Origin of the sequence: Sphaerochaeta sp. (genome assembly GCF_050178175.1) — a bacterium.
Lineage (GTDB): Bacteria > Spirochaetota > Spirochaetia > Sphaerochaetales > Sphaerochaetaceae > Sphaerochaeta.
Window position 1 is genome coordinate 1 of record NZ_JBFXGH010000073.1, and the last position, 10774, is coordinate 10774.

Genomic DNA, 10774 nt, shown 5'->3' on the forward strand with positions numbered 1-10774 from the left:
TACGGTTATAGAGCCCTGTCAGCTGGTCGTGGAGAGAGAGAAATGCAATCTTCTCCTGATTTCTTTTTCTCTCGGTATTGTCCAGGAAGGTGATGACAGACCCTATGATTGTGCCATCCTTTACTTGTGGATAGGCATAGCACAGTACATCAAGGCAGGTCCCATCCTTTCTCCAGAATACCTCATTCTCCTTGGCCATCCCATCACTGCTGGAAAGACAGGACCTGATCGGACAGGTCTCCTCATCGATGGGGATACCTTCCCGTGTACTGAAGTGGATCAACTGATGCATGTTTTTTCCCAGTAATTCCTGTGCATCCTCGTATCCAAGCAAGTGAAGGCAACTTGCATTGCAAAAGGTGCAGCGTCCCTTTTCATCCGTGCCGAAAATACCTTCGGCGGTGGAATCAAGGATCAGCCTTAGATTCCTTTGGCTAGCTTCCAGTGCAGCCTCATTCTCTGCCTTTTGCATGTTTGCCCAAATACCTGAGAAGAGCAATTGAATCAGGAATCCTTCTGTTTCGTTATAGCTTTCTATACTGTCTGCAAGCAGGAGGATGCCGGAGAGTGTGTTACCGGCCATGCAGGTACAGACAAGAAGGTTCTTGACCGTGACTTTCTTCCCGGAAATACAGGAAAGTATCGGTTCCTCATCCACCTGCTTATTGATGATTGAAAATGATGAATCATTTTTTTCTTGGAGATACCATACAGCCGCAGAATGGGGAATCACTGTTCCTTTTTTTTGAGGGAGATCATAGAGAGGCATGGCCTCTCTTGCTGCTTCCATGGTTATCGTACCGGTCTTCTTGTCAATAATGAGCAATACCCCAATCTTGCTTCCGTTGATAGCACATACCTCTTCAAGAGCATTGGTCAGTTGGTTGTCAGGGTTCTTGATGGATAAGGAGAGGAGATGGGAGAATGCAGAAGCACGTCGTGCATTTTCCCTGAGGGTTCGCTCCAGATGCCTCTGCTCAGTTATATCCTCAGCAAATGCTCCAAGACCTATGGATCCACCCGGAAGTAAGAGGGGAAATTTGGTTGTCTTGTAAAGTCTTTCTCCCCAGTGCGTTTCCTTCTCCACGGTCTTCAGCTCGTTCAATGCTTCCCGGTCATTTTCCACCATCAAGGTTGCAAGATCATGATGGGCCACCTCTTCGACTTGATTGCCTAGAAGGGAGCTCTCATCACAGGAGAGAAGCCGACAAAGGTTGGCATTTACTGTCAGGAATCGACCTTCACCGTCCTTGATATAACTGTATCGGTCATCAGCGTTGAGAAATTGCTTGAGCAATGAGAGGGTGTCCTCATGTTGCTGGTTTACTTTCTGTAATTGTTTATTCTGACGTGACTGGAGAACCAAGGAAAACACGAGGGAGAGGATGGTAAGCAATGATGTTGCAATCAAGGCATAACGTATATGCCTATTACGGACCAGCAACCGCTGTTCAGTGCTTTTATCTTGCAGCATGACCATGAAATACGGAGATCCGGGCGCTCCGACCTGTTGCACCCCTACCAAGAAGTAGATTTCTTTTCCCTTGTCGGTTTCAAGGGAAATCATTTGGTCATGTAAATCAGTAAGAGAGTGAATGCTTTTTCCTATAAGAGCCGGGAAATTCCTCCCGATGAGTCTCTCCTTGGGTATTGAAAAATATTCGGCGCAGGCTGGATTGGCATAGCGAATGGAGTTGTCTCTCCCATCTACCAGAAGCATGGGATTGCGGGCATTCTCAACGCCTCTGTCCAGAGCAGGAAGTGCCTCTGCAGGTAGGGAAGCGAGGGAAAAGAACATCAGGATGGTGAGGATGAATACGTTATGCATGATGGGGCTTCTCCTGTTCCAGAGGGAGAATTGCATCAGAAGCTGATAGTGGCCTATTAAAAAGATAGCCTTGGAGCAAACCACCTGGTGCATCCTCAAGCCACTGTTCCCGTTCTGTTGTTTCCACTCCCTCGGTTGCGACTTTCTTCCCGGGATGATGGGCCATGGAGATAACGTCAGAGACAAGATTACGTTCCGATGGTTCTGAGAGGGACATGCCAAACAGTCTGTCCCGTTTCCGTATGTCGATTTCCAGTGAACCCAATCGGGAGAGGAAAGAAAACCCTGACCCGAGGGTATCGATGGATATGCGATCTCCAAGCTGGCGCAGCTGTTGGTCCAGCTGGTATCCCGCCTCAATGACGATGGCCTTCTCATAGCCTCTTGCAAGCAGGGAAGCTTCCTTGACTTTCTCCTGGAAGTAAAATTGCCTCGCAATGGAGATCTTGTTCAGGCCAGCGGCAAAACAAAGTACCAGGATGAGAATAATCGGCATGATGACAAAGCGCTTAGATAAGCCACCCCTCTTCTTCAGGAATGAGCCTTGCACACTTCCTCCTCATTGGTTATGGATACCATCAGTGATGATACGAGTCAACAAAACGGCTTTCCTGATATGATGTCGAAATGCCGTGGTGCAGGCTTTACAACCAATGCAACGCGACCAGAAGGGCCCTGATTTTCCTGGTCTGTTTCATGCAACAGGTTGCCTCCTACGAAGGATAAATGCCCCGAAAGAGATGGCAAACGCAGCAATTGCAATTGCTGTCACTGTAAGGATCAAGGGATATTTGCCATTGAATCCTTCCCTGGATGTGTGCTTTATCAGGATACCGGTGTATGCCCAGATCAAGGTAAGCAGGTACACTGCATCACGCCGTCGGAATGCCCAGGAGAGAGCAATCAATACGCCTACCGCGAGAACAATTGCTGTCCATGTCATCTCGCTTATGCCCCAACCAGACCAACCGATGGAGACAAGGAAGGTGGTTACGTTTGCAATGGTTGCTACCGTTATCCAACCAAGGTACACAGAGAAGGGAACCGAGAGAGCCCAATAAGCATATCTATCCATGGATGCATGATCGATCAAGTCATTGATCCTGATCAAACAGACAAGAAGCATCAGCATCAAGAGCAGTGAAAGCCCGATTTTTTGATAATGCCAAGAGAAAAGCCATGCAATGTTAATCACGCTTGAGACCGAGAAAATGATTTGAATGCTCTCATCTCCTTTCCTGAATTGGTAGAATGTATGCAAGGCGAGCAATGCATAAATGACTCCCCAGATGGAGAATGTGATTCCTGCAGGCGCAAACAGATTGGGGTAGGAATCAGAAACTTCACCGGTACCCATGCCACCAATGGGAAGTATGTTCGCCAATGCATTCACCGTAATCATTGCCAGATAAGTGAATGCAACAAGAAAAGCCAAACCTTTTGACCGCTTGTTCATGGAAGCCTCCTAAGGGATCATCTGCCATTAGTGTAGGCCAAGGAAGTGCATCCGTCAAAAGAAATGGAGATTTATAGCCATTTCGGTTATACTGATAGGTAAATGAGGAGGAGTGTATGTATACACCGAAACCAGAACGATACGAATCCATGAAATACAACCGCTGTGGGAAGAGCGGTTTACAGTTACCGGCCATCTCCTTGGGTCTCTGGCATAACTTCGGAGACCAGACGTCCCTCTCCAATGCGAGAAAGATGCTGCATACAGCATTTGATCTTGGCATCACACACTTTGACCTGGCAAATAACTATGGGCCACCTCCGGGGTCTGCCGAGCTGAATTTCGGAAAGTTGCTTGCCCAGGATTTTCGCTCTCACCGTGACGAGCTCATCATTTCAAGCAAGGCTGGATATTTGATGTGGCCGGGTCCCTATGGGGAGTGGGGGAGCAGGAAATACCTCCTCAGCAGTCTTGATGCTTCCCTGAAGAGAATGGGTCTGGAGTATGTCGATATCTTCTACAGTCATCGATATGATCCTGATACTCCGCTTGAAGAGACCATGGGAGCTCTAGCTTCCGCATATAAGATGGGTAAGTGCCTGTATGTTGGGATCTCTTCCTATTCAGCGGAAAAGACGAGAGAGGCACATGCAATCCTGAAGGATATGGGAGTACCGCTCTTGATTCATCAACCATCTTACTCAATGCTGAATCGTTGGGTGGAAGATTCATTGCTTTCCACACTGGATGAGTTGGGAGTAGGGGCCATCTGTTTCTCTCCACTTGCACAAGGGATGCTGACCGACAAGTACTTGGGAGAAATTCCTGAGAACAGCAGGGCTGCGAGAAAGGACAGTTCCCTTAGTCAGCAGATGCTGACCAAGGAAAACCTTGAGAATATCAGATCACTTAATGCAATCGCGCAGGAGCGTGGGCAAAGCCTCGCACAGATGGCGCTTGCCTGGTGCATGAGACGCAAAGAGATCACCAGTGTGCTTATTGGTGCCAGTTCTCCTGAACAGATCAAGGAAAATGTCGCAACCCTTGAAAACCTGGACTTCAGTGATGAGGAACTTAAGCGGATTGATTCCTTTGCAAAGGAAGGAAATATAAACCTTTGGGCAAGATCAAGCAATAATTGACATTTGTATAGGCTTCTGTTATATTGTACCCAACTTAATTAGGAGAAACAAGCCTATGGCTACAGTATACGATTTCAAAGCCGTGAAGAATGATCAGAGTAAGTTGGACTTTGCCTCCCTGAAGGGGAAGACCCTGCTGGTTGTGAACACCGCAAGCAAGTGTGGGTTTACCCCTCAGTATGAGGAACTCGAGAAACTGCATCAGCAGTACAAGGACCGGTCACTGGTAGTGATCGGGTTTCCTTGTGACCAATTTGCACACCAAGAACCGGGTAGTGATGCAGATATCAAGGAATTCTGCTCAACCAACTATGGGGTGACCTTTCCTCTCATGAGTAAGGTGAAGGTGAATGGAAAGGAAGCTCATCCTCTCTTTACTTGGCTGAAAAAGCAAGCTCCAGGAGCCCTTGGAGGGACGGTTAAATGGAATTTTACCAAATTCCTGGTGGAGAAGGATGGGGTAACGGTACATCGTTACGCACCAAAAGATTCCCCCCTTTCCATTATCCCGAAGCTTGAGGAGGTGCTTTGATGGCCTATCCACAACTGTTGCTTTCAAACCAACTCTGTTTTCGGTTCTATGCCGTGGAACGGGAACTGATGGCCGCTTACCGACCACTGCTCAATCACTTGGGACTGACCTATGCCCAGTACATCACCATGCTCTACCTCTGGGAACATGAAGAGGGTACAGTAGGGGAACTCTGCACTGCACTCAGCCTGGATACCGGGACGATGAGTCCACTACTGAAGAGGCTGGAAACATCCGGTATGATCGAGAGACATAGACTTCCCAGTGATGAGCGGACCGTAATGGTCCACCTTACGGAGAAAGGAAGGGAACTGGAGCAGAAAGCTATCTCTGTCCCTGAACATATTGCCGCCTGCTTGCTCTCAAACGACAAGAGTGAACAGGGAAGAAAGTATCAGGCATTGAAAGAGATGCTTGATGAGACTCTCACTCAGTTGAAAGAATCCCGTAATGAGCGGGAACAAGGAAGGTAATGGAATGAAACGGAAAGGCTTGCTTTCCCTAGGTGCTATGCTTGCTATGCTCGTGATGCTCTCTTCCTGTGCTACTACGAGAGAGTATCCTCCTTTGGATACCGTTGATTCCCTTGACCTCGATCGCTATCTCGGTTCTTGGTATGAGATTGCTCGATACCAGCACCGTTTTGAAAAGAATCTGGTGGGGGCAAAAGCCGACTATTCCCTTAGGGATGATGGAAGGATCCAAGTGGTCAATAGTGGTATCAAGGGAGATCTGGAAGGAAAAGTCACATCGGTCAAGGCAATCGCTTGGAGACCTGATGAGCATTTTCCTGGTCGCTTGAAAGTGAGATTCTTCGGGCTTTTCCCCTCTGATTATCTTGTCTTTGGGTTGGATGAGGAATACCAGTGGGCACTTGTCGGCAGTGATGACCGTGATTTCTTGTGGTTCCTTTCACGTACCCCGGTGGTGAGTGATGATACGCTTGATACCATGAAAGCTATTGCCGTGGCACAGGGGTATGATATGGAACAACTCTTCCTGGTTCCCCAGAAAGAGCGTTGATAGTTGATAATTCGTTTTCGTTGGGAAGGTACTTTTTGTGAGGTGCCTTCCCGTTTTTTTAGCCAACCTTTGTCTGTGAATCTTCATCCTTGTAAGATGTCATCAATACGGGAAGTCCCTGCTTCTCAAAGATGGAACGAGCCATGGACAGTTCGTCTTTGGTGGGTTCATGTACATCTGAGAGTGAGTAGGTGAGATGCAACTGTTCCCACTTGTACTGCCCCATGCGATGGTAGGGAAGTAGCTCTACCTGTTCAATGCAGCTGAAGGAGGTGAGGAAAGAAGCCAAGTCTTCCAACTTTTTCTCTTCCAGAGTCCAGGAAGGGACGAGTACGTGACGTAGCCAGACCCGCTTCTTGATTTTCTGCAGATAGGAAAGTGTTGCCAGGGTATTGGTGTTCCCCATGCCGGTAAGGCTGAAGCAGAGTTTGTCATCAAGGCTCTTGATATCGAGCAAGACCATACCCACTGCATCCAGTACCGGTTTTGCAATCTCCAAGGGAACGCTTCCTGCTGTATCCAGCGCCGTGTGGATCCCCTCACTCTTGAGACGGTCTATGAGCTCCAGGACAAACTCTGGTTGTCTCAGTGGCTCTCCACCACTGATGGTAACCCCTCCATCCTTGATGAAGTTCTTGTAGCTGAGGATGTCATGGACCACTTCATCAACACGTTGGGAAGAGCCACCTTTCATGTTCCACGTGTCTGGATTGTGGCAGTATCGACAACGTAGGGAGCATCCCTGCAGAAAGATGACATACCTGAGTCCTGGTCCGTCCAACGTTCCAAAACTCTCAACACTGTGAATGTTTCCCTGTATGCTCATACATACCTCCTTACAGGCTTCCGTGGAAGGTGCGGTTGATGACATCTAGCTGTTGTTCACGGGTGAGCTTGATGAAATTCACTGCATATCCACTTACCCTGATCGTCAGCTGGGGATATTTCTCCGGGTGGTCCATGGCATCGAGCAATGTCTCCTTTTCCATGACATTCACATTAATATGGTGTCCTTCCTCGATAAAATATCCATCAAGCAGGGTGACCAGATTTGCCACCTGCATTTGCTTGCTCTTTCCTAGGGTCTGCGGGATGATCGAGAAGGTGTAACTGATTCCATCCTGTGCATCATCATAGGAGAGTTTCGCCACACTCTTCATACTTGCAACACACCCCTTCTTGTCCCGTCCGTGCATCGGGTTTGCCCCAGGAGCAAACGGCTCGCCGGCCTTTCTCCCGTCCGGGGTGCTCCCTGTCTTCTTCCCATAGACCACGTTGCTGGTGATGGTAAGGACAGAGAGGGTGGGAATACTCTTGCGGTAGGTCGTATGCCGTCTCATCTTGGTGATGAAACCTCTTACCAGATCCTTGGCAATTGCATCAACCTGCTCATCATTGTTTCCGTAGGTGGGGAAGTCTCCTTCGATCTCAAAATCGACGGCAAGTCCCCGCTCATCCCTGATGGGTCTTACCTTTGCATACTTGATGGCTGAGAGGCTGTCGGCAACAACACTCAATCCAGCGATTCCCCCTGCCATGGTACGCATTACCTGGGCATCATGCAGGGCCATTTCAAGGCGTTCATAGCTGTACTTGTCATGCATGTAGTGGATGACATTCAAGGTATCGATATACAGTTTTGCAAGCCAGCTGCTCATTGCCTCATAGCGGTCCATGACGGTATCGTAGTCAAGGATATCATCGCCCACTGGTGCCATTTTAGGTCCGATCTGTTCCCCGCTCTTCTCATCCCTTCCACCGTTGATCGCGTAGAGCAAGGTTTTTGCCAGATTCACCCGGGCACCGAAAAATTGCATCTGTTTGCCTAATTCCATGGCCGAGACACAGCATGCAATGCCATAGTCATCACCGTAATTCTTTCGCATCAGGTCATCGTTCTCATACTGGATCGAGGAGGTCTCGATGGAGATGCGGGCGCAGAACTTCTTGAAGGACTGTGGAAGACGGTCACTCCAGAGTACCGTAAGGTTCGGCTCAGGGGCGGGACCAAGATTGGTAAGGCTGTGCAGGAACCGATAGCTCATCTTGGTAACCAGATGACGTCCATCGTGGCCTACACCACCAATGGATTCAGTCACCCAGGTGGGGTCGCCACTGAACAGCTCATCATAGGAGGGGGTCCTGAGGAATCGAATGATACGGAGTTTCATGATGAAATGATCCACCAATTCCTGGATTTCTGATTCACTGAAACGGCCGCTCCCCAGATCTTTCTCTGCATAGATGTCAAGGAAGGTGGAAACCCTTCCCAAGCTCATGGCGGCTCCGTTCTGTTCCTTGGTTGCTGCAAGGAAGGCAAAATACAACCACTGGATGGCTTCCTTTGTATCGGTTGCGGGCTTTGAGATGTCATAGCCATAGGTGGCTGCCATCTCTTTCAGCTCCAGAAGGCTGCGGATTTGCTCACTGAGTTCCTCACGGTCGCGGATGACCTCCTCAGTCATTGCATCAAAGTGATAATTTTCCTTGGCACTCTGCTTTTCCTTGATCAGGTAATCGATACCATAGAGGGGAACTCTTCGATAATCACCGATGATCCTTCCCCTACCATATGCATCGGGAAGTCCTGTGATGATGCCACTGTGCCGTACTTTACGCATCTGTTCTGTATATACGTCGAAGACTCCGTCATTGTGTGTCTTGCGATACTTGAACACTTCATCAATGGACTCTGGAAGGGTACGATCGTAGGCTTTCAACTCGGTATGTACCAGTCTGATACCTCCAAATGGCATGATGGCACGCTTGAGTGGTTCATCGGTCTGCAAGCCGACAATCTGTTCAAGATCCCGGTTGATGTATCCATCCTTGTGGCTGACAATTGTGGATATGGTATGTTCATCGATGTCAAACATGCCGCCACGCAGGCGCTCGATCTCGAGTAGTTCCTTGAGTTCTCCCCACAGTTTCTTTGTCCGTTCAGTGGGCCCTGCAAGGAAGGATTCGTCCCCGTCATAGGGGGTGTAGTGCTCTGTGATGTACTTTCTCGTATTGATTTCGTAATAGGTAGCTTCACTCATGATGTTTCCCCTTTCTATAAGTTTTCGTATACTTCAGATAGCTAAGAAATATCACGATGACGATATTTGTTCTGTGATTGAAATCACAAACCAAGTAAAAAAGTAGGAGTTAGAAATACTGTGTCCAATGCATGTGAGGGTTGTAGCAATGATCTCTGCCTGAGGAATGTACCCCTCTTCTCTTCTTTGCAACGTGATGCCGTGCATGCGCTCACCAGTGAGATGGAACACCGTCGCTACAAGAAGGGAGAGATCATCGTACGGGAAGGGGAGAAGGCCTCTGCTTTTACGGTCATCAGGGAGGGGAGCGCAAAGGCTTACCGCATCACACCGGACGGAAGAGAACAAATTCTCTATATCTTTCCTGCCAACGACTACTTTGGTGCCAGATTCCTTTTCACGGAAGAGCGGGTTCCTTATACGGTGGAAGCTCTGGAACCTACAATGGTTTGTATCCTGAACAAAACCAATTTCACAAATCTCCTAACTGAACACAGTCAGATTGCCATTGAGATCATTGAGGCCATGGCAAACCGGATGAGCCGGCTTGAGAGTGCCATGCAGAGCATGGGGGGCCGTAATGCCGATATGCGTATTGCCAGCCTCCTTCTGGAGTTCAAGGAATCGTATGGGCACTACCATGGTAATTTCCTTGAAATAACCCTCCCCTTGAGTAGGGAGGGCCTTGCCAATTATCTGGGGATCGCGCGGGAGACACTGAGCCGTAAACTCACGCAATTCGAGGAAGAAGGGATTATTCTAGCTGTGGGGAACCGGGTGATCCGTATACTGGATACTGCAAGACTCACTGAACTCTCATACCTCGTTGACTAGGTGACGGTTACTGCTTGCTTGCTCTCTCGTGGATTGCCTCTATCTCTTCCTTGCCAATCATTCTCGTGAGAAGGAACGATATAATGATGATGCCCGGGATGTCGATAAGCAACCGGGTAAGTGCAAATGGTGCACCCAAGGCTGAGAATTCGAAGAGAATCATCGGAATCTTGGTAGTGGACCATGCCCCGATAAAGATAAGGACATTGGAGAATGTCACTCCCTTTTTCATAAACACCGCGGCCACAGGGAAAGCTCCATACAGGGGGCCTGCTGCAGCAGAGCCAATGAAGAGGGAAAGCAGTATTCCCTTCAGTCCACTTCCTTTACCCATGAATTTTACCATTGTCTGTTTCGGCACCCATACATCAAGCAGGCCAAGCAGGACAAAGATTGGAGGAATGACCAACAACATTTCCTTCAGCTGCATGACGGTACTATTGAACACGCCTGTTCCCAACTCCTGATTGAATAGGCTGACAACCCCCAACAGTACCAGAACCAGCAGGAATGGACTGTAGCGTTTTGCGATAGCTGTCATAATACCACCTCCAAGACTGTACCAATGGCGAAAGCAACAATAAAAGAAAATATGAATGCAAGGGTATTCCGATAAAGCGTCAAACGCTTTCCAAAGTACTGTATTTCAATGGGTAAGGTTACTACGCCCACCATCATCAGTGTTGAGATGAAGGCACCGATCTGCATATAGCCGGCCCCTCCCTCAAGAAGCAAGGCAGCAGTGGGGAATGCCACAAAGCCTGGTATCAGGGTAACAGAACCTACAATGGCAGCCAGGATAACTCCAATCCATCCGGAGTCCTTGCCGATGATGCTTACAATGGTCTCATGGTCCAGGAGGCTGAGCAGGAGGCTGACAAGTAGAATGATGACAAGGAATTGGGGAAGAATATTTTC

At 48.5% G+C, this 10774-nt stretch carries 12 protein-coding genes; 5 read left to right on the forward strand and 7 right to left on the reverse strand.

The features are described 5' to 3' along the window. The 3 genes from AB7S66_RS08590 to AB7S66_RS08600 all read right to left on the reverse strand — a co-directional run. A partial coding sequence (locus AB7S66_RS08590) for a PAS domain-containing protein (RefSeq protein WP_428519064.1) occupies positions 1–1828 on the reverse strand: 1828 nt, incomplete at its 3' end. Then, complete coding sequence (locus tag AB7S66_RS08595; RefSeq protein ID WP_428519066.1) at positions 1821–2378, reverse strand: EAL domain-containing protein; 558 nt, start codon at positions 2376–2378, stop codon at positions 1821–1823. The genes AB7S66_RS08595 and AB7S66_RS08590, both read right to left, overlap by 8 nt. Positions 2379–2522: 144 nt before the next feature. After that, complete coding sequence (locus AB7S66_RS08600) at positions 2523–3284, reverse strand: tryptophan-rich sensory protein (RefSeq protein ID WP_428519068.1); 762 nt, start codon at positions 3282–3284, stop codon at positions 2523–2525. A gap of 116 nt (positions 3285–3400) precedes the next feature. Here AB7S66_RS08600 and mgrA point away from each other — a divergent pair, with 116 nt between their 5' ends. Genes mgrA through AB7S66_RS08620 form a run of 4 tightly spaced genes read left to right on the forward strand, consistent with a single transcriptional unit; the run spans position 3401 to position 5981 of the window. Further along, complete coding sequence (gene mgrA / locus AB7S66_RS08605; protein ID WP_428519070.1) at positions 3401–4426, forward strand: L-glyceraldehyde 3-phosphate reductase; 1026 nt, start codon at positions 3401–3403, stop codon at positions 4424–4426. 55 nt (positions 4427–4481) lie between these two features. Further along, positions 4482–4958: a glutathione peroxidase gene (locus tag AB7S66_RS08610; RefSeq protein WP_428519072.1), complete on the forward strand. Its 477-nt coding sequence runs from the start codon at positions 4482–4484 to the stop codon at positions 4956–4958. Then, positions 4958–5431, forward strand: coding sequence for a MarR family winged helix-turn-helix transcriptional regulator (locus AB7S66_RS08615; RefSeq protein WP_428519074.1), 474 nt, complete (start codon positions 4958–4960; stop codon positions 5429–5431). The genes AB7S66_RS08610 and AB7S66_RS08615 overlap by 1 nt, the downstream gene beginning before the upstream one ends. A 4-nt stretch (positions 5432–5435) precedes the next feature. Then, on the forward strand, positions 5436–5981 hold the full coding sequence (locus AB7S66_RS08620; RefSeq protein WP_428519076.1) for a lipocalin family protein: 546 nt from the start codon (positions 5436–5438) through the stop codon (positions 5979–5981). A 58-nt stretch (positions 5982–6039) separates the two neighbouring features. On the opposite strand, the gene pflA is transcribed toward AB7S66_RS08620, so the two are convergent. Then, a complete protein-coding gene (gene pflA, locus AB7S66_RS08625) occupies positions 6040–6807 on the reverse strand; it encodes a pyruvate formate-lyase-activating protein (RefSeq protein ID WP_428519078.1) in 768 nt (255 codons plus the stop codon). A gap of 10 nt (positions 6808–6817) precedes the next feature. Next, positions 6818–9022 (reverse strand): formate C-acetyltransferase, encoded by a 2205-nt coding sequence (gene pflB / locus AB7S66_RS08630; protein WP_428519080.1) that lies wholly within the window; start codon positions 9020–9022, stop codon positions 6818–6820. A gap of 120 nt (positions 9023–9142) precedes the next feature. Between pflB and AB7S66_RS08635 the strand changes: the two genes are divergently transcribed. Then, positions 9143–9856 carry a Crp/Fnr family transcriptional regulator gene (locus AB7S66_RS08635; RefSeq protein ID WP_428519082.1) on the forward strand — a complete coding sequence of 238 codons (714 nt, stop codon included), beginning with the start codon at positions 9143–9145 and terminating at the stop codon, positions 9854–9856. Positions 9857–9863: 7 nt separating this feature from the next. Here the strand turns inward: AB7S66_RS08635 and AB7S66_RS08640 are convergent, their stop codons facing one another. Further along, the gene (locus tag AB7S66_RS08640) at positions 9864–10397 is read right to left on the reverse strand and encodes a permease (protein WP_428519084.1); all 534 of its coding nucleotides are present in this window, start codon (positions 10395–10397) and stop codon (positions 9864–9866) included. After that, a partial coding sequence (locus tag AB7S66_RS08645) for a permease (protein ID WP_428519086.1) occupies positions 10394–10774 on the reverse strand: 381 nt, incomplete at its 5' end. The genes AB7S66_RS08645 and AB7S66_RS08640, both read right to left, overlap by 4 nt.